Genomic DNA, 26,047 nt, shown 5'->3' on the forward strand with positions numbered 1-26,047 from the left:
ATGTTCCTCCTCTTATAGCGGCATGTTTCCATGCTTTTTTAACGGTCTATCTTCTTCCTTACTGCGAAGCAGGTCAAATGAGCGAATGAGCCGCTCTCTCGTTTCATCTGGCATTAAAATATCGTCGATTAATCCTAATTGTGCTGCCTTCATGACACTAGGTTCATTGTCCACCTCACGCAAAGCAGGATGAACAATTTCGTCTGCAAACGATTTTCCCATGACATCAATTTCTGCCTCTGGCCATGCATACACAAAGTCAGCACCTAAGCCCTTACTATTCATCGCAACGTATGCACCGCCAAATGCCTTTCGCAAAATCACAGTGATCTTTGGAACGGTCGCCTCAGCGTACGCATACAGAAGCTTTGCGCCGTGGCGGATAATGCCTGCATGCTCAGCTTTCTCACCTGGCAAAAAACCAGGAACGTCCACAAGGGTTAAAATGGGAATATGAAATGCATCGCAAAATCGAATAAACCGAGCCGCTTTATCAGCAGCATTGAGGTCAAGGCTTCCTGCCAGCACCTTAGGCTGATTGGCTACAAGACCAATGGAAGACCCTTGTAATCTGGCAAAACCTGTGACGATATTTTTGGAGAAACAACGCTGCGTTTCAAAAAATGAGCCGTGGTCGGTGATCGCTGTCACCACTTGTTTGACATCATAAGTACGTGATGGCTCCTTTGGCAAGATGTTCCCAAGATCGCTCGCATCATGCTTTTGCACCTTACGATGAATGACAGGCCGTCGTTTCGTTGGTATGTACGTTAAAAGCGTTCGAACTGCTTTTAACACGTCTCTCTCATCTTTCCCTGTATAGTGCACATTCCCGCTTGTTTGATGCTGAACCGCTGCACCTCCAAGTCGGTCAGGACAGACCGTCTCTCCTGTTGCTTTTTCTATCACTTTCGGACCAGTTAAAAACATATGAGCTGTTTGCTCCGTCATGAATACAAAATCCGTCAATGCAGGTGAATATACTGCACCTCCCGCACAGGAGCCTAAAATAACGGATATTTGCGGAATTTGACCAGAGTACAGCACATTCCGTTTAAAAATCTGACCGTATCCCTCTAATGATACCACACCCTCTTGAATTCTCGCACCACCTGAGTCTTTTAGACCGATAACAGGCATTTGATTTTTAGCAGCCAAATCCATTAAAGCCGCTATTTTTTTCGCATGCATGTCCCCTAGCGAACCCCCGTACACGGTCGCATCTTGTGCATAAACGCCTACTTGTCTCCCATGAATCAGTCCCGTCCCAGTGACAACGCCATCCCCTAAATGTTCTGAGCGGGAGCCTTTAGCAAATGACTGGATTTCCATAAAGCTGCCTTCATCAAGAAGTTCATGAAGCCGCTGACGAACAGTCAGCTTTCCTTTGTTTCGGTGAGCCGCTGCTCGTTTTTCACCGCCTCCCCTTAAAGCTTTCTCGCGCCATTCAGACAAGTCATTGAACGATTCATGCATCTTCCTGTTTCTCTCCTTTCAAAGGCTCACACAATTCAATTAGCACACCTGACGTTTCTTTTGGTGAAATAAACGCAATGCGCTTTCCGTTCGCACCATTTTGTGCGCCTTTTTCAATGAGCTGTACACCGAGCTCGTCAAGTTGACTGAGATCAGCCTGAATGTCACCTGACTTTAATGCAATATGATGAAGCCCCTCTCCTCTTTTTATTAAAAAGGTATGTAATGTGCTGTGATTTGACATCGGTTCAATCAACTCAATGTGCAGATCACCTAGGGAAGCAAAAGATACTTTGACCCCTTGATTCGGAAGTACTTCTATGTCTGAAAATTCCCAGTTAAACAGCCTAGAGAACGTACGTGCTGTTTTTTGAATAGAAAAAACGGCAATGGCTATATGATCGATTTCATTCATCCGTTCACTTCCTTTGTACATCACTTGTCGCCTGCGTAAAAACGAGCTAGAATAAAGAAAGGTGCGCTCGTCGCAAAAACATTTGATTATAGGGGTGCGATATGTCTCAGAAATTCATGAAATTTATGGTATTGCTCATGATTAGCTTACTGTTAATTTCTTCACTTTTAGCAGGAGCGGCAGCCTTTTTATAAAGTGTTGATAAAAAAGCAGACAAGCAGGTGATTCGTTTTTTAACGAATGGCCTGTTTGTCTTTGGCCAGCTTTTCAAATGCATCGCTTGATGTCGTGATCCATACCTTTGTACCAACTGGAAGCTGATCAAATAGCCGTTCTACATCTTGATTATGAAGACGTACACAGCCTGCCGTAATAAATTTCCCTATCGATGTCTCATCACTTGTTCCATGAATGCCATAGGTTCTCCCGTCGGTTCCTCGCGCATCAAATCCAATCCACCTTCGGCCGAGTGGGTTATTCTTTGCGCCGCCTTCAATATTTTTTCTTCTGTAATAAGGATCTTTCGCTTTGATCATAATCGTAAATTCCCCTTCTGGCGTTAAATCAGCTGTTTTGCCAGTAGAAGCTGGGTAGACTTTTTGAATTTTCCCATGATCAATATACGCAAGCTCGTTCGTTTGTTTATTAATAATGACATACGGATCTCCTGGAAGCGGGTTTTGCCCGAGCGGCCAGATGGGTGAAAGGGACATGGTCAGCACAGTATAAAATAAAAGACGCATAGGCTCCTCCTTTTTCATTAGATTGACCAATGAAGGAGGAACTCATGCGTCTTTATTCTTTCATCCCTTTAAAATAGCTTTTCAGTACCAAATATTGTTCCATTTCCCCGAGAAAATGAAAGAGTGCGGCTCTAGCTTCAAATTCTTCACGTGTTTGTGGAAGCGGCAGTGCATCGAACTCTTCTTTCATATCAATCAGGCGTCTTAAGAACTTATGCGCCGTGTTCCCTGGGTGAATATGTTCTCGTAAATCTCTAATATATTCTGCAATGATTTGCCCATGCTCCGTTGTAACAGATATGGACGTAATTTTCGGAAGCACCCGCTCAATGATTTCAAATTGCTTTTGTCTCATATTGAAATAATGATAATACAGATTTTCATGTCTTAAGACATGATTTTCAACATCACGGTATGCAAGAGCTTTCGCTTCTTTAATCAATTGATGCGTCTCTGGTATTTCTTTTCCTGTCCAGTCTTGTTTTCCGGTCATTAAATATTGCTCGATTTCTTCAAAGATTTTCGCAAAATTCGCTTCAATTTGTTCACTGTATTGTTTCAGCTTTTTATCAACGCTAGGCATATACAGGTTCATAATGAGTGCGACCCCTACACCAATGGTGATGAGTAAAAGCTCATTCCAGATGAGATGAAGCGTAATGCCTCCAGACATATACAAATGAAGGATAATCACTGAACTTGTGACAATCCCTTCTTTAATCCGAAGCAAGACCGTTGTTGGAATAAAGACGAGCAGCATCAGTCCAATGACGAAAGGATGATAGCCAATCAGATCAAAAAACAAATAAGAAAATAAGATGGCAAGACTGCATGCGGCAAAGCGAGCCCCCGATGCGAGGAGTGACCTTTTTTTCGTCACCTGAATACAAAGGATCGTAATAATGCCGGCAGCTGAATAGTTTTGCAGACCGAGCATTTGTGCAATATAAATGGCTAGAGCTGTTCCTAATGCTGTTTTCAGCGTTCGGTAGCCGATTTTAAACATGATGTAATTCACTCTTTTCTGTCTACTTTTGTGAAATGATGAACTTTTTTTACTTTCCCCATTATAATCAAAAAAAGAAGGAGATGTTAAGTCTCCCCCTCGTTTTTTTCATTATAATATTTTTTGCAAGAAATCTTGAGCACGCTGTGAAGACGGAGATTCAAAGAATTCTACAGGATTTGCATCCTCTACAATTTTCCCATCATCCATAAAAATCACACGGTCTGCCACTTCTTTTGCAAAGCCCATTTCATGTGTGACGATCATCAGCGTCATCCCAGATTGAGCGAGCTCTTTCATGACCTCTAATACTTCCTTTACCATTTCTGGATCAAGAGCAGACGTCGGCTCGTCAAAAAGCATGATGTCTGGTGTCATCGCAAGGGCACGTGCAATGGCGACACGCTGCTTTTGACCACCTGACAGCCGGTTCGGATAATCATCTTTTTTCTCTAAAAGGCCTACCTTTTTTAAAAGATCCTCTGCCTGCTTGATGCTGTCTTCCTTCGATTGGTTCTTCACATTCATTGGCGCATACGTAATATTTTCTAGCACTGTTTTGTGCGGGAATAAATGAAAATGCTGAAATACCATACCAATATTCTCGCGCACTTTTAGTGCATTTGTTTTTGGATTGGTAATTTCCGTCCCCTGAATCGTAATCACTCCAGAAGTCGGTTTTTCAAGTAAGTTAATACAGCGAAGAAATGTTGATTTTCCTGAACCAGACGGCCCGATGACAGCTACCACTTCGCCTTCTTTAATCGTGGTATCAATCCCTTTCAACACTTCATTTTTACCGAAAGATTTTGTGAGTTTCTCTATTTTAATCATTTGATTTTAACTTCCTTTCCACCGATTTGCCGACGAAGGTAAGAATAAGCACGATGACATAATAGATGAGACCCGCAAAAATAAGCGGTTCAAGATAGTTATAGGTGACGGCACCTGCTTGATAGGCTCGTCTCATGACATCGCCCAGTCCAATGACTGTGACAATCGCGGATTCTTTTGTCAGTGTAATCGTTTCGTTCACTAGTGCTGGGGAAATATTTTTGAATGCTTGCGGAAGCAATAAGTCCTTCATCATTTTAGCATACGGGATACCTAAAGCAACGGCTGCTTCTTTTTGCCCTTTATCAATGGCATTGATTCCCGCACGAATGATCTCAGAAACGTACGCCGCCGAGTTTAGTGAAAAGGCGGCTACAGCTGCCCAGTATTGATCAATTTGAAAGCCGAGCAGCTGCGGAAGACCAAAATAAATAATCAAAAGCTGAAGCACAAGCGGTGTGCCTCGGAAGATTGACGTATAAAAATCGGCAAGCCAGATAAGCGGCTTAAATACACTAATTTTACAGAGCGTTAATAAGATCCCTAAAATAAAACCAAGGAACAGTGATACCACAACAATAGAAAGCGTTACTTTAAGACCTTCTAAAATAAAGGGCATCTGAGGTATTACATCTTTAAAATCCATCATGATATTCTCCTTTTTTCCTTCAGATAAAATCAAAGAATAAACAGGAAAAAAGTTCAACACATGTTGAACTTTTCAGCGCTTTCTACTTGATTTTCATGAATGACGCTGATCCTTTTCCTGACTTACTTTTCATCAGCAAACCATTTTTTAATGAGTTTATCAAGTTCGCCATTATCCTTCATTTCTTTTAATGATTTATTGAATTTCGCTGTTAAGTCGCTATTTTTTTTGAATGCAATGGCTGAACCTTCGTTTGAGCTATTCAATCCAAATGCTTGGAAATCCTTTTCCTTTTTCAAGTAGCCAGCCGCTACTTTATCTTCAATAATGGCTGCATCAAAACGGCCTGCTTTAATTTCTTGAATGATATCAGAGATTTTATTACGATCTTCAACCGTTAAGTTATATTTCTTTTGCAATCCGTTTGCTTCATCTTGCTGGATAGAACCTAATTGAACGCCAACCGTTTTGTCTTTTAAATCTTTCTCTGTTTTTATACCGCTAGATTTTTTTGATACAACCAAGTTTTCAGCATTGTAGTAAACATCTGAGAAATCAACTTGTTTTTTACGCTTTTCAGTAGGTGTCATGCCTGCAAGCACAATATCAGCTTTATTTGTTTTAAGAGCTGACACGAGGCTTGCAAAGTCCATATCTTGAATTTCTAGCTTATAGCCGTTCTTTTTCGCTAGAGCTGTAGCAAGGTCGACATCAAAACCGATAATTTTATCACCGTCTTTTGATTCAAATGGCGGATAATCTGCTGAAGTCGCCATAATGAGTGTTTTGTCGTCTCCTGATGCGTTTGAATTATTAGAAGAAGTTCCGCATGCTGCTAGTGCAGCTGCAAGACCAGCTGTCATAAGTAATAATAACCACTTTTTCATATGATAATGCCTCCTAGTATTTAAAATCATGAGTAGATTTGAATATTTATTCACTATAATGTATTTTAAACACTTTCTTTTTGATATGCAATAGTATTTTGCTAAAATTATTTTGATTCGTATGTCATATAAAACAAAAAAACAGACCGATCAAAAGACCGGACTGCCTCTAAATGATTCATTCAAAAGTAACATGTTACACTTCTTCGCAATACTCATCGAAAGCGGCTTGAAGTTTTGACACCACTTCCATCGGTTCATGTCCTTCGATTTCATGACGTTCGACCATTTTAATGATTTTCCCGTCTTTTAATAGAGCAAATGATGGTGAAGATGGCGGGAAGCCTTCAAAGTATTCACGTGCTCTTGCGGTTGCTTCTTTGTCCTGTCCAGCAAACACTGTGAGCAATTGATCTGGACGCTTATCGTAATGAACAGAATAACCAGCCGCTGGTCTAGCAATACCGCCTGCACAGCCACACACTGAATTCACCATGACAAGTGTCGTTCCTTTTTTCGTCAGCGCTTCATCGACTTCTTCAGCTGTTGTCAGTTCCGTATAACCTGCCTGTTTAATCTCTTCTCGTGCTTGTTTCACAATATCATTCATAAATAAATTAAAATCAATATTCATAACCGTCCACTCCTTCTACGTACCAAACCATTTTAACTACATCATATCAAGGAAAACGCCGGCGGGCAAATGTCTTGTTTCGCCCCCTTCACTTTTTTCAAACGTCGTTTATGACCTGTGGAATTGGGGAAAAGTGATAGTAAAGTGATGAAAGGGAGAACTGCGTGATGGCACAATTCAAAAAAGCGATACTCATTTATAACGGAAATGCTGGACAAAAAAACATGGAAAAAACACTAGGTCAAACAGTACCTCTTCTTTCTTTACATATTGATGAACTCATCCTTAAGCCTACAAAACAGCCGAATGATGCCTATCATTTCTGTCGTGAAATGGATGAGTCGGTTGAATTGCTGATTATACTTGGCGGAGACGGAACCGTCCATGAATGTATGAATGGAATTGGCGGTTTAGAAAAAAGGCCGACTGTAGCGATCTTACCTGGCGGGACGTGCAATGACTTTTCTAGAACGCTGGGCATCCCTCAGCAGATGCCAAAGGCCGCTCAAATGGTGATAGATGGCACTGAAAAAAAGGTCGATTTAATCAAAGCAGAGGATCGATACCTTTTAAATTTTTGGGGGATTGGTCTCATCGCAGATACCTCAAACAATATTAATGATAAAGAAAAAGCTGTCCTCGGAAAAATCAGCTACTTCACGAGCGCTCTTCGAACCCTTCAGCAGACAGAACCTTTCTACGTACGCATTGAAACCGAAGAGGAAAACTGGGAAGAAGAAGCTGTGATTGTCCTTGTCATGAATGGGCACTTTATCGGTACAAATAAAATAGATCTGCCAAATGCTTCAATTGATGATGGAAAAGCCGAAATTTTAATTTGCAGAAATACGAGTTTCTCTGCTTTAAAAGAGATTTTTTCAATGAACCGCGAAGAGCTAGAAGATTTTAAAGGTGACCTGTCTCTTATACAAGCATCCCGCATTCATATTCATACTAAAGAGGAAATGGATGCAGATACAGATGGTGAAGTATACATGACCGCTCCTTCTTCCCTTGAAGTATTAAAACAGCATTTGACCTTTATCGTTCCAGCAGAATAAAGAAAACGCCTGCATCATTTCGATGCGGGCGTTTTTTTGATATAACGTCTGTATAAATATTCAAGTGCATACCCTAGCAGTGTACCTATCAGAAGGGAAATGCCTAATAAACTATTGGCGACTCCTTTAAATCCTCCTATCATCAACAAGCAATAGGCGATTTGAATGATTGAAACGATCGATATGATGAGCAGTAAGCGTTCAGGATGATTGCGTGATTTGGAAATATACCGAAGAAAAGCGAACGCAATGGCTGTGATAAACATCAGACCGATCGTAAGAAAAGCAAAAAAATCTAGTCCAGACATCTCATCGCTCCTTTCTGATTGATATGGAAATCCCCCTCTCATTGTGAGAAGGGGACATATAAATGAGCTTAATAGACGGACGTCTCTTCGTCAATGCCTTCAAGAATTTGTTTAATTCTTTGCAGGAATCTACCGCATACAAGACCATCGAGTACTCTATGATCTAATGAAAGACAAAGATTCACCATATCTCTTGCGGCAATCATTCCATTTACAATCATCGGGCGCTTTACAATAGATTCTACTTGCAAAATGGCTGCTTGCGGATAGTTAATAATCCCCATTGATTGAACCGAACCAAATGATCCTGTGTTGTTCACAGTGAAAGTGCCGCCTTCCATGTCACTTTGCTTCAGTTTGCCTTGTCTGACCTTGAAAGCAAGTTCATGAATTTCTTTGGCGATTCCCTTAATCGTTTTCTCATCCGCATCTTTAATCACTGGGACAAAAAGAGCGTCATCTGTCGCAACAGCAATGGAGACATTGATCGCTTTCTTTTGAACAATTTTATCACCAGCCCACATGCTGTTCATTTCAGGGAATTCCTTTAAGGCCTGAGCCACTGCTTTGACAAAGAATGCAAAGAACGTCAAATTAAAGCCTTCTTTTGCTTTGAATTGATCTTTTAGCTGATTTCTTCTTGTCACAAGGTTTGTCACATCCACTTCCATCATCGTCCAGGCATGTGGAATTTCATGCTTGCTTCTTAGCATGTTTGCGGCAATCGCCTGTCTAATCGGAGTGACCGGCAGTTCAACATCTCCAGGCATTGAAGAGATGGAAGGAGCCGCTTTTGCTTGTGACGGCTTTGCAGGTTCTGTTTGACCCGTACCTTCACTCACAGGTGCTGCCGTTTCTTTTACGCCTCCACTTTCGATAAGCTTCAGCAAATCTTTTCTTGTGATTCTGCCGCCAGCTCCCGTTCCTTGAACAGCCGTTAAATCAATTCCGTGTTCATCTGCTAAACGCAGGACTGCCGGAGAGTATCGTTTCTTTTGACTCTGATCCACATTTGTTTGGTCAGGTTCTGGTGCTTCATCTTGCGCAGGCGCCTCTTCTATTTTCGCACTCTGCTGCGCACTGCCTTCTACTTCAATTTCACAAAACACTTCTCCTACTTGAAGTGTATCACCCTCTGCAGCCGCTAGTTTAGTGATTGTTCCTGTAAAGGATGACGGAACCTCTGCATTTACTTTATCTGTCATGACTTCCGCAATCGGATCGTATTTATTCACATGATCGCCAGGTGAAACGAGCCATTTGCTAATGGTTCCTTCTGTTACACTTTCACCAAGCTGAGGCATTTTCATTTGTTCAGTTGCCACTTTGAAACCCTCCTCTTTCTTAAAACGCCGCTAGTTCTCTCATTTCAGCTTCTACCTTATCCGGATTAACCATGAAGAATTTCTCCATTGTCGGTGCATAAGGCATTGCAGGGATATCAGGTCCTGCTAGACGTTTAATTGGCGCATCTAAATCAAACAAGCAGTGCTCTGAAATGATGGCAGCTACTTCACTCATGATGCTTCCTTCTTTTGTATCTTCTGTTAACAAGAGTACTTTTCCTGTTTTTGATGCCGCTTCAATAATCGCTTCTTGATCAAGCGGGTACACTGTACGTAAATCGAGAATATGAGCAGAAATTCCGTCCTTCGCAAGGCGCTCTGCTGCTTGGAGGGCAAAATGAACACAAAGGCCATATGTAATGACCGTAATGTCATCGCCTTCTCGTTTCACATCCGCTTTTCCAATAGGGAGCGTATAATCCTCTTCAGGCACTTCTCCTTTAATGAGACGGTATGCACGTTTGTGTTCAAAGAACAATACAGGATCTGGATCACGCACTGCGGCTTTTAACAACCCTTTGACATCATAAGGTGTAGAAGGCATCACAATCTTTAAGCCTGGCTGATTGGCAAAAATGGCTTCGACCGATTGTGAATGATAAAGCGCCCCGTGTACGCCGCCCCCGTAAGGAGCACGAATGACCATTGGGCAGCTCCAATCATTATTGGAACGATATCTAATTTTTGCAGCCTCTGAAATGATTTGGTTGATGGCTGGCATAATAAAATCCGCAAATTGCATCTCTGCGATCGGACGCATTCCATACATAGCAGCCCCAATACCTACACCTGCAATCGCTGATTCGGCAAGAGGTGTATCCATGACGCGCGCTTCTCCAAATTGCTCGTAAAGACCCGCTGTTGCTTTAAATACGCCGCCTTTTTTCCCGACATCCTCTCCGAGCACAAACACTTTCGGATCTCTCTCCATTTCTTCTTTCATCGCTAGTGTAATAGCGTCTATATATGACATAACAGGCATTTTTCTTCCCCCTTACTCCGCATACACGTAACGAAGTGCGCTTTCTGCATCGGCATAAGCTGCGTTTTCCGCTTCATCAGTGGCTTCGTTTACGATTTGCATGATTTCTTTTGTCATCTCTTCTTTCATTTCAGAAGTCATGACATTTCCTTCGATTAAGTACGTTTCATATTGAATGAGCGGATCTTTCTTTCTTGCTTCGAGCACTTCTTCTTTTTCTCGATAGCTAGAATCATCGTCATCACTTGAATGCGCAGTTAACCGGTAAGAAATGGTTTCGATCAATGTTGGGCCTTCGCCTCTTGCCGCACGGTCTCTCGCTTCTTTGACCGCTGCATACACTTCAAGCGGATCATTTCCATCAACCGTCACACCAGGCATTCCGTACCCTATTGCACGATCTGAAATACGCTCACATGCCACTTGTTTGTCATACGGGACAGAAATCGCATACTTATTGTTTTCACACATGAAAATAACAGGCAGCTTATGCACCGCAGCAAAGTTGGCGCCTTCGTGGAAGTCTCCTTGGTTTGAAGAGCCTTCACCGAACGTGACAAAGCTAACAAAATTCTTTTGCTCTAGACGCCCGGCAAGTGCGATTCCAACCGCATGAGGAACCTGTGTTGTCACAGGTGATGATCCAGTCACAATTCGGTTTGATCTTTGCCCAAAATGACCTGGCATCTGTCTCCCGCCTGAGCTTGGATCGTCTTTTTTCGCAAAACCAGACATCATTAAATCTTTCGCCGTCATCCCGAATGCAAGGACAACCCCCATATCACGGTAATAAGGTAAAACGTAATCCTCTTCCCTATTGAGGGCAAAAGCGGCACCGACTTGCTGCGCTTCCTGTCCTTGACAAGAGATGACGAATGGAATTTTTCCAGAACGGTTTAAAAGCCACATCCGTTCATCAATTTTTCTTGCTAAAAGCATGGTTCTATATATGTCAATCGCTTGTTCATCTGATAATCCTAATTCCTGATGACGCATGTTACTCATCATGTTTCCCTCCTTGATTAAAAATGGATCGCCTTTCCGTCAACAGCCAGTGCTGCCTCGCCAATTGCTTCTGACAAGGTTGGGTGCGGGTGGATCGTCTGCCCCACTTCCCACGGAGTTGCATCTAATACTTTGGCTAATCCAGCTTCAGATATCATATCTGTTACATGAGGACCAATCATATGAATCCCTAAGATATCATCTGTCTTTTGGTCAGCAATGATTTTGACAAATCCATCAGACTCTCCAAATACAAGCGCTTTTCCGATGGCCATGAAGGGAAACTTCCCAATCTTGACTTCGTAGCCTTGCTCTTTTGCCGCCTGTTCAGTCAGTCCAACACTAGCGGTTTCTGGGTGAGAGTAAACACATTTAGACACGAGCGTTTCATCAAGTGGCTTTGGATCTTGACCAGCCATATGTTCCACTGCAATCATGCCTTCATGTGATGCGACATGTGCCAGCTGAAGACCGCCAATGACATCACCTATTGCGTAAATATGCGACTCTTTCGTTTGATAATGCTCATTCACGACAATGCCTTGCTTTTCTGTCTGGATGTCCGTGTTTTCAAGACCTATGCCTTCCACGTTTGGCACTCGGCCAACTGAGAGAAGCAGTTTCTCTGCCTCAAACGACTGAGTGTCTCCACCTTGTTCCACTTGGATCTTGACGAAATTCTCGTGCTTTTCGGCAGTATCTGGCAGAACCTTCGCATTTGTCACTAGGGTAATACCTTTCTTCGTCAAAAGCTTTTCCATTTCTTTAGAAATATCTTGATCCTCTGTTGGTAAAATGCGATCTGCAAATTCGATCACTGTGACTTTTACGCCAAAATCGTTAAGCATGGAAGCCCATTCGATCCCAATCACGCCTCCGCCGACAATCAGCATGGACTGAGGGAGTTCTTGCAGTTCAAGTGCTTCGTCTGATGTAAGGATGTGTGTTCCATCCGCTTCAAGCCCAGGCAGGACGCGCGGTCTTGACCCAGTCGCAATGATGACCTGCTTTGGAATCAGCATTTCATTTTCATCACCATTCGCCATTTCTACCGAGATGGTGCCTGGCATTGGCGAAAAGATCGAGGGGCCTAGGATACGGCCTATTCCTTCGTATACATCAATTTTCCCTTGTTTCATTAAGTGTTTGACGCCGCCTGCTAATTTGTCGACAATCTCTGTTTTTCTTTTTTGTACGTTGGCAAATTGTAAGGCAATTCCGCTTGCTTCAACGCCAAAATCAGCGGCACGTTTGACCGTTTGATAGACTTCTGCACTTCTAAGAAGCGCTTTAGATGGGATACAGCCTTTATGAAGACATGTTCCACCGAGCTTTGATTTTTCTACGACTGCTGTTTTCAATCCAAGTTGAGAGGCACGAATGGCCGCTACATAGCCGCCTGTGCCTCCACCAAGAATGACGAGGTCATATTCAGTTGCCATGACTTGTCACTCCTTTCTCCGCCTTTTGATCATTTGGGTATTCTTTTGGTGATTCTTCTTCTTTTAAAATGCGAAGCGCCCCTTCTGCTAAGGATTGCAATTCATTTTCACCTGGGTACACAACAACATCTGAAATCCAGTCAATGTATCCTCTAATACTTGACGTAATTTGTTTGCTGTACGCAAGGCCACCTGTTAACACAATGACGTCAACAGCTCCTTTTAAAACCGCACTAGCCGCACCGATTTCTTTGGCAATTTGATAGCACATCGCTTCATAAATAAGCGCCGCACGCTCATCGCCTGCTTCAATCATGCGCTCTACTTTTACTGCATCTGTCGTACCAAGATAGCCCGCAAGACCGCCTTCGCCAATAATGCGTTTGAGCATTTCCTCTTGCGAATATTCACCAGAAAAGCATAAATTAACAAGGTCACCTGTTGGAAGAGTACCTGCCCGCTCTGGGCTGAAAGGACCCTCGCCATGAAGACCGTTATTCACATCAATGACTTTTCCTTTTTGATGTACACCAATCGTAATTCCACCGCCCATATGGGTAATGATCATGTTCAAATCTTCGTAACGCTTTCCAAACGAAGCAGCCGTTTTTCTTGCGACTGCTTTTTGATTTAACGCATGAAAAATACTTTTCCGCTCAATTGTTGGCAGTCCTGAAATACGAGCAATCGGCTGCAGTTCATCTACGACTACGGGATCAACAATAAAAGCTGGGATGTTAAGGCCAAGTGCAATTTCTCGGGCAATAATTCCGCCTAGATTAGAGGCGTGCTGGCCAGCATACCCTTCTTTTAGATCTTCAACCATTTGCTCGTTTACTTCATATGTGCCACCTTCAATCGGACGAAGAAGACCACCACGTGCGCAAACTGCATCAAACTTTGAGATGTTCATCCCCTGTTCATGCAGTGTTTTCAAAATGGTTTCTTTACGGAATGAAAATTGATCAATGATATGAGGAAACTGCTTGATTTCCTCATCTGTATGTCTTAATGTCGTTTCAAAAATAGAACGTTCATTATGAAACACTCCGATTTTTGTTGAAGTAGAGCCAGGATTAATAGTGAGAATACGCCATTCTTTTGTCAGCAAAAACAAAACCTCCGTTTCAACTCATTCATCCATTTAGCGACGACTTAAAATATGTTGACCATTTTGCAGGAATTGGCTTCTTGATTTGCGCATTCTTTCAATTCGCTCTTCAGCCAATCGGTCTGCCGCTTTATAAGTTGGAATGGCATCACGGTTAGAGATTTCAATCACTCGCTCAATGTTTTGGTAAATGCCTTCTACTTTTTTCATTGCACGATCTGCATTATAGCCATAAAGCTCATCTGCAACGTTAATCACACCGCCTGCATTGATCACATAATCCGGTGCATACACAATGCCCATTTCATGAATAAGATCTCCATGATGTGTTTCTCTCAGCTGGTTATTCGCTGCACCTGCGATGACTTTTGCCTTTAATTTAGGAATCGTCACATCGTTAATGGTTGCACCGAGTGCACATGGTGCGTAAATATCACATTCTTGATCATAAATATCATCAGGGTCTACCGCTTTTGCACCGAAGTCTTCTACAGCTCGCTGAACTGAGTCTTTGTTGATATCAGTGACGATGAGCTGTGCGCCTTCTTCATGCAGGTGTTTACATAGGTTGTAAGCCACGTTTCCAACACCTTGAACGGCAATTGTTTTTCCTTCTAATGAATCTGTACCGAATGCTGCTTTTGCAGCTGCTTTCATCCCTTTATATACACCGTAAGCAGTCACTGGAGATGGATTTCCTGAAGAACCAAATGCAGGAGAGATGCCTGTGACAAAGTCTGTTTCTTCATGGATAAGATCCATATCTTCTACCGTTGTACCGACATCTTCAGCGGTGATATAACGGCCATTTAATCCTTGAATGTAACGGCCAAAAGCACGGAACATTTCTTCATTCTTGTCTTTTCTCGGATCACCGATGATGACCGTTTTACCGCCGCCAAGGTTAAGCCCTGCCGCCGCATTTTTATAAGTCATACCTCTCGCAAGACGCAAGGCATCTTCGATAGCTGCTTCTTCATTTTCATATGTCCACATTCTTGTTCCGCCGAGTGCCGGCCCAAGTGTTGTATCATGAATGGCAATGATGGCTTTTAAACCAGACTGTTCATCCTGACAAAATACAAGCTGTTCATAATCGTATCGTTCCATATATTTAAAAAGTTCCATTTTCTATTCCTCCTAATACTTTCGCTTAATTAGATGTACAGATGGCAAGTGCAATTGAATAGAGCTTGCTTTCAGCTGAATCAGACCGACTTGTTAAAGCAATCGGTGCTTTCGCTCCTGCCACCACAGCTCCCACTTTTGCATGAGCAAAGTAGATGAGAGATTTATAAAGAATGTTGCCTGCTTCAATGGTTGGCACAAGCAAAATATCTGCATGACCAGCCACATCACTCGTAATATTTTTATGAGAAGCTGCCGTTTGAGAAATGGCATTATCTAAAGCAAGCGGCCCATCAATCAGACAGCCAGAAATTTGACCTCTTCGATTCATTTGCGCAAGGCTTGCAGCTGTGAGCGTCGAATCCATCGCTGGGTTTACGACTTCTACCGCTGATAATACCGCCACTTTGGGCATATCATTTCCGACAGCTTGTGCGACTTGAACGGAATTCACCGTAATTTCTTTCAGCATATTTAAATCAGGCGCAATGTTCATCGCAGAGTCCGTCACATAGATAAAACGGTCAAAGCCAGGTACTTCGAAGGCTGCAACATGTGAAAGGACACTCGCTGTCCGAAGTCCATATTCTTTATTTAGTACAGCTTTTAACAGTACGGCTGTCGGGACATGACCCTTCATGAGAATATCTGCATGATTTTCACTTACTGCCTGAACGGCAATTTTGGCAGATTCTTCGGGTGAATCTGAATGAATAATATCTATCCAGTCTTCATTAATCTCATGCTGTTTGACTAGCTCCTTTAGGTTGCGTTTGTTTCCAACCAGCAGGAAGCGAGCGACTTTTCGTTCGATTGCCATTTTGATGGCATGAAGCACTTCTTCGTCTTCTGCATGAGCCACAGCCGCTGTTTTATTCTGCAGCTGCGAGGCTTTGATAATCAGATCGTCAAGCTTCATACTTGCCCACCTTTCCTTGTGCTCGGTTCCTCTTTTTATATGCAAGTTCCGTGCCAGCTTGAAATGTGTGAAAAATAAGCCTTTTTGCAAAGAAATTATGCAATTTCTTGCAGGTTACGTGCATGTTACTGCATGCTATCTTTTGCAAGCTGATACTTATCCATTTTATAGTAAAGATTCCGAATGCTGATCCCTAACGTTTTCGCTGTTTTTGTGCGATTGAATTGATGTTTTTCAAGGGTTTGTTTGATCAGCTGCGCTTCAAATGCTTCTACAGCATCTGAGAGCGTCTCCCCCTCAAATTGACTAACAGCCAGTTCCTGCTGCTCTTTTTCCTCATGCTCGTCTGACTCCATGAAGGCGATATGCGCTTCATCGATCCATTCTTCTTGCGGATTCAAAAAGATCATCGCTCGTCCAAGCACATTTTCAAGCTCTCTCACGTTGCCTGGCCAGCTGTATGATCGAAGTCTATTAAGTGCACGATCTGTTAAGCCGCTGACGTTTCGCCCATAGTCTAAATTGATCTTCTGGATGAGGCGTTTACTTAATGATTCAATATCTTCGAGGCGCTGTCTGAGCGGCGGGATCGATATCGGGTATCTGTTCATTCGATAATATAAATCCTCTCTGAACTTCCCTTCTGCCATCGCCTTTTCAATATTGACATTTGTCGCTGTGATCACACGCACATCGACCGGTATCGCTTTCGTTCCGCCTACCCGAACAATTTCTTTTTCCTGCATGACACGCAGCAATTTCGCTTGTGTACTTGGCGTCATTTCACCGATTTCATCTAAAAAGATACTGCCGTGATTGGCTTCTTCAAACAGCCCTTTTTTCCCGCCACGCCTTGCACCAGAAAACGCTCCTTCCTCGTAGCCAAACAGTTCTGACTCTAAAAGAGTTTCTGATAAGGCAGCACAGTTGACACGGACAAAGCGGTTGTACTTGCGATCACTTTCATTGTGAATGGCATGCGCAAACAGCTCTTTCCCAGTACCTGATTCTCCACGGAGTAAAATGGTTGCCGGCGTTTTTGCACCCAGCTTTGCCTGCTCAAGTGCGACAAGCATTTGTTCACTTTCTCCAATAATGTCTTCAAATGTGTACTTTGCTTCAAGTGTTCGGATGAGCTGTCTTGCTTTATTTAATTCATTCGTCAATGATTGAATTTCGGATACATCGTGAATGACCCCGACACTGCCTTTTAGAATGCCGTCAACAATAACAGGTGCTACATTGACGATGACATCTTTTTTGTTTGGACCGACCTTCATTCTGACGCCTCGAACAGGTCTTCTTGTTTCAAGCACCTTTAAGTGCATGCTTTCCCCTTCGGAAATATCAGCTCCTGCTGGTTTCCCCACGACCTCTTTATCCGTTAAACCGGTCATTTTCGTATAAGCACGGTTGATCAAAATACCTTTTCCCTGCTCATCGACAACCGATATGGCTTCATCTGATGATTGAATAATAGCCTCAAGCATCGTTCTCACTTCTTTGAGGTTCGTTACTTCCTCCGCTAGCTCCACCGCATCTGTTATGTCTTTAAAGATGGATAAAGCACCTAACATTCTCCCTGCGTCATCAATAATCGGCAGACGGGTGGTCACAATTTGAATTTGCTGATTCAAAAATTGCTTTTGGTTAAATTCCGGCTCCCTTGACCTTAATATATCGGGAAGTTTCGTGTTCGGAATCACTTCTCGAATGTGACGGCCAATCGCATCCTTTTGCGAACACCCCACCATTTTGGCAGCCGATCGATTAAACAGGACCACTTCTTCATCCATATTAATAAAAATCATGCCATCATTCGTTGCATTAAAAATGCGGTCATGTTTATAGGTTTGTTCCTTCAATATTTGAATAAGCTGTTGTTTCTCTGCCATTAATTCTGAAATGACGTATGCCATCGAGCTTGGCACAATCACAGCATGCTCTGGTTTTTGTTCAATTAGTTCCTTCAGTACAGCAGAACTGCCTGTGGTTTCAATGATGATATCAATGTCATCTTTTATGTATTCTTTCCAATCCGTCGTCGTCTCAATTCCATTCTTTTTCGCTTCATCCATCCCCGGTGCCTCGAGATCAAGGTCGGCGATCGCAATGATTTGAACCGTATTTGTTTTCAGCAATGTTTCAAGCAGTGCTGATCCACCTTGTCCTGCACCGACAATCAAGACTCTCTGCATCCCGTTACCCCTTTATATGAAAAATTTTGCACACCATATTTTTCCGTTGCAAAAAATTGCACAACACCTATATTACCACGTTTTCCTTTCTTGACAAAATATTTTTTGAATTAGACAATGGAAGTAAATGACGTTTAAGGGGACATTTGATGGGGAGAATACTGGCATTAGTGATTATTTTAATACCTGGAGCCTTTGCAGCACTTGGCATTAAGCTGCTGCGTGACACTGTTTTCGGCATCATCATTGCACCATTTCCATATTTATGGCTGCAAGGAATTGCAGGGTTGTTATTTTTAGGGGGAGGTCTTTACGTTGTTGCAGGATTTATTTTATATAGGGACCGTAAACGAAATAAAGTAACAACTCGTTTTAAGCAAAGGTAATCATGAAAAAGACCCGCTGTTGATAGCGGGTCTTTATTTCATTTCTTCTCTTATTTTGACGGCTCGATCAGGAAAATCAGTAAAGATTCCATCAACACCCAATCTCAACATATTTTTTATTTGCTTCTCACTGTTTACAGTAAACGGTCTAATCACTTGTTGGTCCGCATGGAGAGCGGCTACTACTTCTTTTGTCACCCCAGCGCCCTTTATATTCGGATGGTAGCCCTTAGCCGGGATTGTTTTTAAATACATGTCCGGCTGATGAATCACATCCATTGTGAGGACCGCCAGTTCAATGTGCGGCATCAGCTTGTGAAAAAGAGCTAAACTGCCGTGATGAAATGATGAGACAAGTACTCGATCTTCTATTTGAAAGTGCTCAATTTGCTCTTTTACTTTTTCTTCAATCCCTGGATATCGATAAATAGAATTTTTTAATTCGATGTTGATCATAAAGGATGATCTCTGCGTCACTAGCTCTAATACTTCTTCTAAAAGAGGAATGGTGACCGCACCCGTTTCTTCATAGAAAGAATGACTGGCATCTCCTCTTTTTAACTCTTCATATGTATAGTCTTTCACTAACCCTTTCATATTGGTCGTTCGGTTCAGCTTTTCATCGTGAATGACAGCTAGTCTGCCGTCTTTGGTGAGCTGAACATCAAGCTCAATTCCATCCGCTCCAGAATGGAGTGCATGCTCGAAGGCAATCATGGTGTTCTCTGGATAGTTTCCTTTAAACCCTCTATGTGCAAAAATTTTCGTCATATGCCACCTCTAAATATGATGATTACCTATATTATGACGTGTCTTTTTTCGTTTTGCCAGTTTGAGCACATAAAAAAACCTCTTCTAATAAGAGAGAAGAGGTTGACAGGTAAATTCGATCACGTAATCGCTCTGATGGCTTGCTCTGTCGTCTCTGCGTCAAGAGCAAAAAGGGAAGAAACAACTGCGACTGCTGTAACGATTGTTACACCTAACAACAACTTTTTCATAAGATAACCTCCACTTTCTTTTGAAGTATTTGTGCATCGAATTTCTTTTCAAGAAAACGAATGGCATTTTGATAATCATTTCGTTCCTTGAAGTATTTCGATATTTGTTCAGACAAATCCTCAAGCTCCACATATAATCTATTTTTTTCTATGTAGTCTAATTTTTCAGAGAATACGTCTGCTGCTCCACTATTTTCGCACATCAAATCCAAAATTTCAAATTTTACTATATATTCATTATTTTGGATATCACAGCTATATTGAATCCCCTCTTTAATATATTCTTTCGCCTCATGATCTCCTAAATGAACTAAGGCATTTGCGAGAACATATAAAGATTGGATGAAATAATGGCTATTGTCGCGATGAATTTGAATGCCCATCCCTTTTTTGGCGTATTGCGCGCTTTTTTCATAATCAGGTTTTGCGTAATAAAGAACCGCTAAATTGTGATAGCACTTCCCAATCAGCACTTCATTGTTAATGCGCTTACTTTTCTCAAGTGCCTCTTGGTACTTTTCCTCAGCTTCATCAAATTGTAGTAAATCTATACAGTTGCTCGCATGTAAGATTAAGCTGTCAATCGCCTGTGCGGTATATTCCTCATGCGCTTTAAACGTATCAATGGCTTTTTTAATATGATTAATGGAAATGAAATTTTGCTTCAGTTCGTAATAAATGGAAGCGACTTTATGATGAAAAGTTCCTACTTCAAGATCTTCATTCACACGTTTTAGACGCTGCTCAGCAATCTTATAAAAACTAATCGCCTCATCATATTTTTTGACATAGGCAGCATATTGGCCTTTATAAAAGTAAAAATAAAAATTAATAATGTCATCTGCTTTTTCATCCAGCGTTCCGACACTTTTCATAATCTGATTGGCCTTTTCAATATTTCCAAGTAACATTTCATGTCTGCCGTCGACTAGCTGATAATAAAGAAGAACTTCTCGATCCTCATCTGTATTTTTTAGCAAATTCTGAATTTTCTCTTTATAGACAGCAGATTTTTCTAGGTCATTCTGAGAAATGACCCTCGTCCACTTGCTAATTTCGTTCGCAACCTCAGCAGAGTGGATTTTCAGCTTTCCCATAACCTCACCCTCTTCTTTTCATTATTATAGCATAGTAAAAGAATGTGAAAATTATTAAATTCGACAATGGGAATATTCAGTTCAAATGGCACAATCTCTAAGAAGCCAGTGACTTTAAAACGCCAACCAATCAGGTCAATAGAAATAGAACTTTCGATCTCATTTACTTTATTTACTAATTACATAAGACCTTTTCCTCTCATCCTTTTTCTTACGAATGAGCGTTTTCTTCTTCTATAAGCCAATTGATTAGCGTAGCTGATTACCACTATTTTATGTCCTATTCATTTCTTTCATGCTTTATTTTTCATTTTATTCTGAAAATAAAGCGACCCGTTTGTCCAATTTAAACATTAAAGATGATTTTATCAACATAACCATTTTTTAGCAATATTTTACGAAAATAAAAAAACGCCTCATTGAAGAAACGTTTTTTTATGGAAGGTGACTTAGCTTGCTCTATGCTCTAAACGCAGACGATCAGCCACCATGGCAATAAATTCGGAATTGGTCGGTTTGGCTTTTGACATGCTGACTGTGTAACCAAAGAGTGACGAAATGGAGTCAATATTCCCTCTGCTCCAAGCCACTTCAATGGCATGACGAATCGCTCGTTCTACCCTGCTGGCTGTCGTGTTAAATTTCTTTGCAATGTCTGGGTACAATACTTTTGTAATACTGCCGAGTAGTTCAATATCATTGTACACCATCGAAATGGCTTCTCTTAAGTATAAATAGCCTTTAATATGAGCTGGCACGCCAATCTCATGAATAATCGTCGTAATGCTCGCATCTAAGTTCTTACGTTTCGGTTCAGGTTTGCTGCGAAGGACACTGTTTTGGATAGATGAAGATCGATGGCTGACTTGTGTGCCGTTTCCACTGACTTGACGAATATGACCTACGAGGTTTTCCATATCGAATGGTTTCAAAATGAAATAGGATGCGCCCAAATCGACTGCTTTTTTCGTTACGTCTTCTTGTCCGAAAGCCGTCAGCATAATGACACTTGGCTGTTTCGTCATTTCATTGTTTTCACGGAGGCGTTCCAGTACAGCAAGACCGTCTAAATGAGGCATGATAATATCTAAGAGGAGAACGTCGGGCTCTTTATCTTTAAATAATGTCAGACATTCCTGACCATTATACGCCACGCCAAGTACTTCCATATCTTCCTGTCCCTCAATATACTCTGTCAAAAGGCCAACAAGTTCTCGATTGTCATCAGCTACACACACTTTAATTTTCTCCACGTTCTTTCCTCCCCAATGTCGATTCCTTAGTCTTTTGCATTTCTCTTCTGAGTGTTCAATTCGACAAAACCATGCTATCCCCTTTAAAAAAGTTTAATTTTCCGAATAATAGAGCATTATCTAGCTTTTTCTACGTTTTTCTTAATGAATCGACGATTATTGCAATTTGACAACACACTGTTTTCCATTTTGTCGAAAAATCTCTTTTTCCTTATTTTATAACATGATGGAAGAGAAAGAAAGGGTAGAAAAAAACTGCCGGAAGATTCGCGGCAGTTTTTCATCAGCTTGCTTTTTTGTTTTTTTGATAAAGATCAATTCCTGCTTCTGACAGCATCCATTCAATGTGTACACCGTATCCGCTTGTCGGGTCATTGACGAACACGTGAGTGACCGCTCCAATGACTTTGCCATTTTGGATGATCGGACTTCCGCTCATTCCTTGAACGATCCCGCCCGTTTTGCTTAATAAGCGTTCATCTGTTACTTTAAGCACCATTCCTTTTGTTGCCGGGAATTTTTGCGGTGTTGTGCTGACGATTTTAATATCAAATTTCTCTACTTTATCATGGTCCACAACCGTTAATATTTCGGCTGGACCTTCTTTTACTTCATTTGATAATGCGACGGGAAGTGGTTTGTCTGCTACATGATTTTCAAGTTTTTCGGTTAACGTACCAAATATACCGAATGGACTGTTACGTGAAATATCACCTATCGTTTTTCTTTCGGAAGAAAACCTGGCCAATTTTTCTCCAGGGTTGCCTCCTGTCCCTTTTTCAATGGATGTGACAGTTGATCTGACAATTTCACCATTGTCGACCACGATTGGTTTTTTTGTATCCATGTCAGAAATCACATGCCCAAGGGCGCCATATTTTTTAGAAGATGGTTCAAAGAAGGTCATCGTCCCGATTCCTGCTGCGGAATCACGAATATAAAGACCGATTCGATAAGTACCTTCACTTGCATCTTTCGCGGGTGTTAATGTCGTTTGAAAGGTTTTATGGTCTCTTTTTATGAGTAAATGAAGGGTTTCCCCCGTTTTTCCGGCTTTCTGAATAAATGGGGTGAGGTCATTCATCTTCTCCATTTTCTGACCATTGATCTCAATGATCATATCCCCTGATTGAATGCCTGCAGCTTCACCTGGTGATTTTTTGCCGTCTGCTGTTGTGATTTGATGAAAACCGACAACGAGAACTCCGACAGAATGGAGTTTGACGCCAATGGATTGTCCTCCAGGAATGACTTTTAATTCGGGAAGAACATCGACTTTTGTTTTCTTAATAGGAAATCCTTTAAAATCATAAACAATTTCGGCTTTTCCCGCCTTTTGTCCCGTTACTTCAAGTTGATTCTTTTTCTCTGAAAGACTAAAGGCTGGTGAAGAAGCATTGGCTGACGCTTCAATGGACGTATCAATCGAATGCTTCTCGTGTTCAAATACTGCGACAGTTGTTGGAATGCTGATATATTCCTTCACTATGCTCATAAACCCTGTACTTATTAAAGAAACAAGGAGAATCACACCAATGGCTTTTCTCATCTTTTCGGGCATTCATTTTTCACTCTCCTCGCTCCTTACCCACACCAGAACATTAATGTTTTGGCTACATCTTTACTTTTGCCTTCTTAGCGAGGATTTATAACCGACACCTTTAGAAAATGATTGGATAAATTGATAAAAGAAAAAGACGATTTCATGCGTATATACGGCGAATATGAGACAATATAAAAAAGGCAGCTGTTGTTTCAGCTACCCTGTCGTTTTGACATCATTTGCTTGGTGCAGTAATTCTTTTGCATGCTGTTTTGTGAGCTCAGTGACTTCTACACCAGCAATCATTCGGCCAATTTCACTCACTTTTTCATCATCACTGAGTGGTTTGACGTTCGTCATTGTTCTACCAGCTTTAGCGCGTTTTGAAATAAAAAGATGTGTATCAGCCATTGCTGCAACTTGCGGCAGATGGGTAATACAGAGTACTTGTGAGCCTGCTGCTACTTTATAAATTTTTTCAGCAATGGCTTGTGCGACTCTGCCGCTAACACCCGTATCCACTTCATCAAATATAATGGACGTCACTTCTTGTTTCGCTGAGAAAATACTTTTCACTGCCAGCATGACACGTGAAATTTCTCCTCCAGATGCTACTTTTGACAAAGATTTCATCGGTTCACCCGGATTTGTAGAAATGACAAATTGCGCTTGATCTATGCCATTTTTCCCGAGCTGTACGGGTTTTCCATCTAAAAGCGGGCAGTCCGTACTGCCAAAAGGTGCATATCGAATCGTAAAAGCGGTATCAAAAGAAGACTTCTCCATATATAAATCCTTCAATTCAGCTTGAATGTGCTTCGCCAGTTTTTTCGCCCATTTTTTACGGAGCTCTGACACGTTGAGCGCTTCAAGCAATGCATCCCGGCTTATCGCATCAAGTTTGTTTTTAAGTGTCTGCAAATGGCTGTCTCGATTTTGGATTTGGTCTATCTCCTCTTCAATCTTAGCCGCATATTCTAAAATTTCCTCAACGGTTGTGCCGTACTTTCGCTTCAGCTGCTTCATCTCATTTAGCCTAGACTCTATAAAATCAAGACGGGCTGGGTCAAATTCTAATTGATCAAGCATGCTGCGCATTTGAAAAGTAGAATCTTCTAATAAATAATAGGAGTTTGACACTTGCTCAGAGAGCTTTTTCAGATCGTCATTGATCTCAGAAACTTGCTCAAGCTCGCTTGAAGCCATCCCAACCCAATCAAGTCCTCCCTGCTCATTACGCAGAGCATTATACGCGTTTTGAAGCGAGGAAAAGATTTTTTCAAAATTGCTGATTTGATGACGTTCCTCTTGAAGTTTCTCATCTTCCCCAGGCTCTAATTGTGCCGCTTCAATCTCTTCCAGCTGAAATTGCAATAAGTCTAACCGGTGAACCATTTCTTGTTCATTTTCAGACAGCTGTTTGAGTTTTTGCGCCGTCTTCATATATTGATCATACGCTTCTTGATACTGCGAGAGAGCAGGTGCAATTTCTTCTGCTCCAAATTGATCAAGCAAATGCAAATGATTTTCATCCTCCATTAACAGCTGATTATCGTGCTGTCCATGTATATCAAGCAAAAGCCGGCCAACTTCTCTTAAAAGCGAGATGGTGACAAGCTTACCATTAATGCGGCAAATGCTTTTCCCGCTTTGATTGATATCACGGCGAAGAATCATCATTTCATCAGATGCATCAATGCCTTGCTCCTCACAAAGGGCAAATACAGGATGATCTGCTGGTACAAGAAAAAGACCTTCCAGCTCTGCTTTTTTTTCGCCATAACGGACAAATTCGGATGATCCTCTTCCCCCTACGAGAAGTGAGACAGCGTCAATCATGATTGATTTTCCGGCACCTGTTTCCCCTGTTAGAACTGTGAGTCCTTTTTCAAACGAAACCGTTAACTCCTCAATGATTGCAAAGTTTTTAATGGTTAGTTCTGCTAACACTCATTTGACACCTCTTTTTGTAAACCTGATCTCTTTATAGAAGCTCTAAAATTTTGGACGAAACGGTATCCGTATCATCTGGCGTGCGGCAAATGATTAAGATGGTATCATCCCCACAAATGGTTCCCATAATTTCTTCCCAATCTAAATTATCCATTAAAGCACCGATGGCTTGAGCGTTCCCAGGCATTGTTTTTAAAACGATTAAATGACTGGCAGCATCCATTTTAATAAATGCGTCCATTAAGGAACGCTTTAATTTCGATAGCGGGTTAAACCGCTGATCTGCAGGAAGGCTGTATTTATATGTTCCGTTATTTGTTGGCACTTTGACTAAATGCAGTTCTTTGATATCTCTTGATACGGTCGCCTGTGTGATGTTATATCCATCCGCTTTCAAAATATCGACTAATTCGTCTTGTGTTTCGATTTCTTGGCTTGCGATAATTTCTCTAATCTTAATATGTCTTTGACCTTTGTTCATTTTGACCCCCCTAGGCGTTAGAATCTCAGTTTGTCTTTACGTTCTATGTTATATGATGCACACTTCAAAAAACAAGCATTACGTGAGAAACGGTCAATTCTGATCTTTTGACCATGTAAAAAGGAATAATAGCGAGCGATTATTCCGTTCAGCATGTAGACAAACCCTCGCATTCTTTGTCAGTCCTGC

Annotated in this window: 26 protein-coding genes; 3 read left to right on the forward strand and 23 right to left on the reverse strand. The window is 41.6% G+C overall.

Going from position 1 to position 26,047, the window contains the following annotated elements; genetic code table 11:
- Nucleotides 1-12 precede the first annotated feature (12 nt).
- Both NSQ17_RS11205 and mce read right to left on the reverse strand, forming a co-directional pair.
- Nucleotides 13-1,476, reverse strand: coding sequence for an acyl-CoA carboxylase subunit beta (locus NSQ17_RS11205; protein WP_047945445.1), 1,464 nt, complete (start codon nucleotides 1,474-1,476; stop codon nucleotides 13-15).
- Nucleotides 1,469-1,891, reverse strand: coding sequence for a methylmalonyl-CoA epimerase (gene mce, locus NSQ17_RS11210; RefSeq protein WP_342467437.1), 423 nt, complete (start codon nucleotides 1,889-1,891; stop codon nucleotides 1,469-1,471). Before mce ends, NSQ17_RS11205 begins: the two co-directional genes overlap by 8 nt.
- A 101-nt stretch (nucleotides 1,892-1,992) precedes the next feature.
- Between mce and prli42 the strand changes: the two genes are divergently transcribed.
- Nucleotides 1,993-2,085 (forward strand): stressosome-associated protein Prli42, encoded by a 93-nt coding sequence (gene prli42, locus NSQ17_RS11215; RefSeq protein WP_017357951.1) that lies wholly within the window; start codon nucleotides 1,993-1,995, stop codon nucleotides 2,083-2,085.
- 39 nt (nucleotides 2,086-2,124) lie between these two features.
- Here prli42 and NSQ17_RS11220 read toward each other — a convergent pair whose 3' ends face one another.
- The 6 genes from NSQ17_RS11220 to NSQ17_RS11245 all read right to left on the reverse strand — a co-directional run bounded on the left by NSQ17_RS11220 (nucleotide 2,125) and on the right by NSQ17_RS11245 (nucleotide 6,644).
- Complete coding sequence (locus NSQ17_RS11220; protein WP_008342241.1) at nucleotides 2,125-2,634, reverse strand: L,D-transpeptidase; 510 nt, start codon at nucleotides 2,632-2,634, stop codon at nucleotides 2,125-2,127.
- Nucleotides 2,635-2,686: 52 nt separating this feature from the next.
- Nucleotides 2,687-3,640, reverse strand: coding sequence for an aromatic acid exporter family protein (locus NSQ17_RS11225; RefSeq protein ID WP_007501130.1), 954 nt, complete (start codon nucleotides 3,638-3,640; stop codon nucleotides 2,687-2,689).
- 111 nt (nucleotides 3,641-3,751) lie between these two features.
- Nucleotides 3,752-4,474 carry an amino acid ABC transporter ATP-binding protein gene (locus NSQ17_RS11230; RefSeq protein WP_008342240.1) on the reverse strand — a complete coding sequence of 241 codons (723 nt, stop codon included), beginning with the start codon at nucleotides 4,472-4,474 and terminating at the stop codon, nucleotides 3,752-3,754.
- A complete protein-coding gene (locus NSQ17_RS11235) occupies nucleotides 4,467-5,126 on the reverse strand; it encodes an amino acid ABC transporter permease (RefSeq protein ID WP_024718895.1) in 660 nt (219 codons plus the stop codon). The genes NSQ17_RS11230 and NSQ17_RS11235 overlap by 8 nt, the downstream gene beginning before the upstream one ends.
- A 119-nt stretch (nucleotides 5,127-5,245) precedes the next feature.
- Nucleotides 5,246-6,010: a transporter substrate-binding domain-containing protein gene (locus NSQ17_RS11240; RefSeq protein WP_008342238.1), complete on the reverse strand. Its 765-nt coding sequence runs from the start codon at nucleotides 6,008-6,010 to the stop codon at nucleotides 5,246-5,248.
- Nucleotides 6,011-6,206: 196 nt separating this feature from the next.
- Nucleotides 6,207-6,644 (reverse strand): BrxA/BrxB family bacilliredoxin, encoded by a 438-nt coding sequence (locus NSQ17_RS11245; RefSeq protein WP_007501138.1) that lies wholly within the window; start codon nucleotides 6,642-6,644, stop codon nucleotides 6,207-6,209.
- A gap of 167 nt (nucleotides 6,645-6,811) precedes the next feature.
- Between NSQ17_RS11245 and NSQ17_RS11250 the strand changes: the two genes are divergently transcribed.
- Nucleotides 6,812-7,705 (forward strand): YegS/Rv2252/BmrU family lipid kinase, encoded by an 894-nt coding sequence (locus tag NSQ17_RS11250; protein WP_017367568.1) that lies wholly within the window; start codon nucleotides 6,812-6,814, stop codon nucleotides 7,703-7,705.
- Nucleotides 7,706-7,719: 14 nt separating this feature from the next.
- On the opposite strand, the gene NSQ17_RS11255 is transcribed toward NSQ17_RS11250, so the two are convergent.
- The 9 genes from NSQ17_RS11255 to NSQ17_RS11295 form a co-directional block, all read right to left on the reverse strand.
- Nucleotides 7,720-8,013: a YesK-like family protein gene (locus tag NSQ17_RS11255; RefSeq protein ID WP_008342236.1), complete on the reverse strand. Its 294-nt coding sequence runs from the start codon at nucleotides 8,011-8,013 to the stop codon at nucleotides 7,720-7,722.
- Between the two features lie 68 nt (nucleotides 8,014-8,081).
- Nucleotides 8,082-9,338: a dihydrolipoamide acetyltransferase family protein gene (locus tag NSQ17_RS11260; protein ID WP_041506978.1), complete on the reverse strand. Its 1,257-nt coding sequence runs from the start codon at nucleotides 9,336-9,338 to the stop codon at nucleotides 8,082-8,084.
- Between the two features lie 19 nt (nucleotides 9,339-9,357).
- Nucleotides 9,358-10,341, reverse strand: a complete 984-nt coding sequence (locus NSQ17_RS11265) for an alpha-ketoacid dehydrogenase subunit beta (RefSeq protein WP_007501148.1) — start codon at nucleotides 10,339-10,341, stop codon at nucleotides 9,358-9,360.
- Between the two features lie 12 nt (nucleotides 10,342-10,353).
- Complete coding sequence (locus NSQ17_RS11270) at nucleotides 10,354-11,346, reverse strand: thiamine pyrophosphate-dependent dehydrogenase E1 component subunit alpha (RefSeq protein WP_039165916.1); 993 nt, start codon at nucleotides 11,344-11,346, stop codon at nucleotides 10,354-10,356.
- A gap of 17 nt (nucleotides 11,347-11,363) precedes the next feature.
- Nucleotides 11,364-12,788, reverse strand: coding sequence for a dihydrolipoyl dehydrogenase (gene lpdA, locus NSQ17_RS11275; protein WP_058336664.1), 1,425 nt, complete (start codon nucleotides 12,786-12,788; stop codon nucleotides 11,364-11,366).
- Nucleotides 12,778-13,905 carry a butyrate kinase gene (buk, locus tag NSQ17_RS11280; protein ID WP_026050108.1) on the reverse strand — a complete coding sequence of 376 codons (1,128 nt, stop codon included), beginning with the start codon at nucleotides 13,903-13,905 and terminating at the stop codon, nucleotides 12,778-12,780. Before buk ends, lpdA begins: the two co-directional genes overlap by 11 nt.
- 27 nt (nucleotides 13,906-13,932) lie before the next feature.
- Nucleotides 13,933-15,027 carry a branched-chain amino acid dehydrogenase gene (bcd, locus tag NSQ17_RS11285; protein WP_007501155.1) on the reverse strand — a complete coding sequence of 365 codons (1,095 nt, stop codon included), beginning with the start codon at nucleotides 15,025-15,027 and terminating at the stop codon, nucleotides 13,933-13,935.
- 25 nt (nucleotides 15,028-15,052) lie between these two features.
- A complete protein-coding gene (yqiS, locus tag NSQ17_RS11290) occupies nucleotides 15,053-15,946 on the reverse strand; it encodes a phosphate butyryltransferase (protein WP_008342231.1) in 894 nt (297 codons plus the stop codon).
- Between the two features lie 125 nt (nucleotides 15,947-16,071).
- A complete protein-coding gene (locus tag NSQ17_RS11295) occupies nucleotides 16,072-18,144 on the reverse strand; it encodes a sigma-54-dependent Fis family transcriptional regulator (protein ID WP_041506974.1) in 2,073 nt (690 codons plus the stop codon).
- Nucleotides 18,145-18,293: 149 nt separating this feature from the next.
- On the opposite strand from NSQ17_RS11295, the gene NSQ17_RS11300 reads away from it, so the two are divergent.
- A complete protein-coding gene (locus NSQ17_RS11300) occupies nucleotides 18,294-18,530 on the forward strand; it encodes a DUF2627 domain-containing protein (protein WP_017357960.1) in 237 nt (78 codons plus the stop codon).
- Nucleotides 18,531-18,563: 33 nt separating this feature from the next.
- On the opposite strand, the gene NSQ17_RS11305 is transcribed toward NSQ17_RS11300, so the two are convergent.
- From NSQ17_RS11305 to argR, 6 genes are all read right to left on the reverse strand, one after another.
- Nucleotides 18,564-19,301: a glycerophosphodiester phosphodiesterase gene (locus tag NSQ17_RS11305; RefSeq protein WP_113767106.1), complete on the reverse strand. Its 738-nt coding sequence runs from the start codon at nucleotides 19,299-19,301 to the stop codon at nucleotides 18,564-18,566.
- 226 nt (nucleotides 19,302-19,527) lie between these two features.
- Nucleotides 19,528-20,628 (reverse strand): Rap family tetratricopeptide repeat protein, encoded by a 1,101-nt coding sequence (locus NSQ17_RS11310; RefSeq protein WP_024718885.1) that lies wholly within the window; start codon nucleotides 20,626-20,628, stop codon nucleotides 19,528-19,530.
- A 449-nt stretch (nucleotides 20,629-21,077) separates the two neighbouring features.
- Nucleotides 21,078-21,881 carry a sporulation transcription factor Spo0A gene (spo0A, locus tag NSQ17_RS11315; RefSeq protein ID WP_008342226.1) on the reverse strand — a complete coding sequence of 268 codons (804 nt, stop codon included), beginning with the start codon at nucleotides 21,879-21,881 and terminating at the stop codon, nucleotides 21,078-21,080.
- Between the two features lie 283 nt (nucleotides 21,882-22,164).
- The gene (spoIVB, locus tag NSQ17_RS11320) at nucleotides 22,165-23,442 is read right to left on the reverse strand and encodes a SpoIVB peptidase (RefSeq protein WP_007501161.1); all 1,278 of its coding nucleotides are present in this window, start codon (nucleotides 23,440-23,442) and stop codon (nucleotides 22,165-22,167) included.
- Between the two features lie 198 nt (nucleotides 23,443-23,640).
- Nucleotides 23,641-25,374: a DNA repair protein RecN gene (gene recN, locus NSQ17_RS11325; RefSeq protein ID WP_008342224.1), complete on the reverse strand. Its 1,734-nt coding sequence runs from the start codon at nucleotides 25,372-25,374 to the stop codon at nucleotides 23,641-23,643.
- 34 nt (nucleotides 25,375-25,408) lie between these two features.
- Entirely contained in the window at nucleotides 25,409-25,858 is a 450-nt protein-coding gene (argR, locus tag NSQ17_RS11330) for a transcriptional regulator ArgR (protein ID WP_007501163.1), read from the reverse strand.
- Between the last annotated feature and the right edge of the window lie 189 nt (nucleotides 25,859-26,047).

It is taken from the genome of Bacillus sp. FSL W8-0629 (assembly GCF_038593225.1).
Lineage (GTDB): Bacteria > Bacillota > Bacilli > Bacillales > Bacillaceae > Bacillus > Bacillus altitudinis.

Bases quoted from the DNA above. Each gene is read 5' to 3' on its own strand.
- NSQ17_RS11220 (WP_008342241.1), bottom strand. From the start codon at position 2,634: ATGCGTCTTTTATTTTATACTGTGCTGACCATGTCCCTTTCACCCATC.
- NSQ17_RS11300 (WP_017357960.1), top strand. From the start codon at position 18,294: ATGGGGAGAATACTGGCATTAGTGATTATTTTAATACCTGGAGCCTTT.
- lpdA (WP_058336664.1), bottom strand. From the start codon at position 12,788: ATGGCAACTGAATATGACCTCGTCATTCTTGGTGGAGGCACAGGCGGC.
- yqiS (WP_008342231.1), bottom strand. From the start codon at position 15,946: ATGAAGCTTGACGATCTGATTATCAAAGCCTCGCAGCTGCAGAATAAA.
- NSQ17_RS11245 (WP_007501138.1), bottom strand. From the start codon at position 6,644: ATGAATATTGATTTTAATTTATTTATGAATGATATTGTGAAACAAGCA.
- spoIVB (WP_007501161.1), bottom strand. From the start codon at position 23,442: ATGCCCGAAAAGATGAGAAAAGCCATTGGTGTGATTCTCCTTGTTTCT.
- bcd (WP_007501155.1), bottom strand. From the start codon at position 15,027: ATGGAACTTTTTAAATATATGGAACGATACGATTATGAACAGCTTGTA.
- NSQ17_RS11310 (WP_024718885.1), bottom strand. From the start codon at position 20,628: ATGGGAAAGCTGAAAATCCACTCTGCTGAGGTTGCGAACGAAATTAGC.
- NSQ17_RS11230 (WP_008342240.1), bottom strand. From the start codon at position 4,474: ATGATTAAAATAGAGAAACTCACAAAATCTTTCGGTAAAAATGAAGTG.
- NSQ17_RS11295 (WP_041506974.1), bottom strand. From the start codon at position 18,144: ATGCAGAGAGTCTTGATTGTCGGTGCAGGACAAGGTGGATCAGCACTG.
- prli42 (WP_017357951.1), top strand. From the start codon at position 1,993: ATGTCTCAGAAATTCATGAAATTTATGGTATTGCTCATGATTAGCTTA.
- NSQ17_RS11250 (WP_017367568.1), top strand. From the start codon at position 6,812: ATGGCACAATTCAAAAAAGCGATACTCATTTATAACGGAAATGCTGGA.
- NSQ17_RS11270 (WP_039165916.1), bottom strand. From the start codon at position 11,346: ATGAGTAACATGCGTCATCAGGAATTAGGATTATCAGATGAACAAGCG.
- NSQ17_RS11225 (WP_007501130.1), bottom strand. From the start codon at position 3,640: ATGTTTAAAATCGGCTACCGAACGCTGAAAACAGCATTAGGAACAGCT.
- NSQ17_RS11240 (WP_008342238.1), bottom strand. From the start codon at position 6,010: ATGAAAAAGTGGTTATTATTACTTATGACAGCTGGTCTTGCAGCTGCA.
- NSQ17_RS11265 (WP_007501148.1), bottom strand. From the start codon at position 10,341: ATGCCTGTTATGTCATATATAGACGCTATTACACTAGCGATGAAAGAA.
- NSQ17_RS11205 (WP_047945445.1), bottom strand. From the start codon at position 1,476: ATGCATGAATCGTTCAATGACTTGTCTGAATGGCGCGAGAAAGCTTTA.
- mce (WP_342467437.1), bottom strand. From the start codon at position 1,891: ATGAATGAAATCGATCATATAGCCATTGCCGTTTTTTCTATTCAAAAA.
- NSQ17_RS11305 (WP_113767106.1), bottom strand. From the start codon at position 19,301: ATGACGAAAATTTTTGCACATAGAGGGTTTAAAGGAAACTATCCAGAG.
- NSQ17_RS11255 (WP_008342236.1), bottom strand. From the start codon at position 8,013: ATGTCTGGACTAGATTTTTTTGCTTTTCTTACGATCGGTCTGATGTTT.
- argR (WP_007501163.1), bottom strand. From the start codon at position 25,858: ATGAACAAAGGTCAAAGACATATTAAGATTAGAGAAATTATCGCAAGC.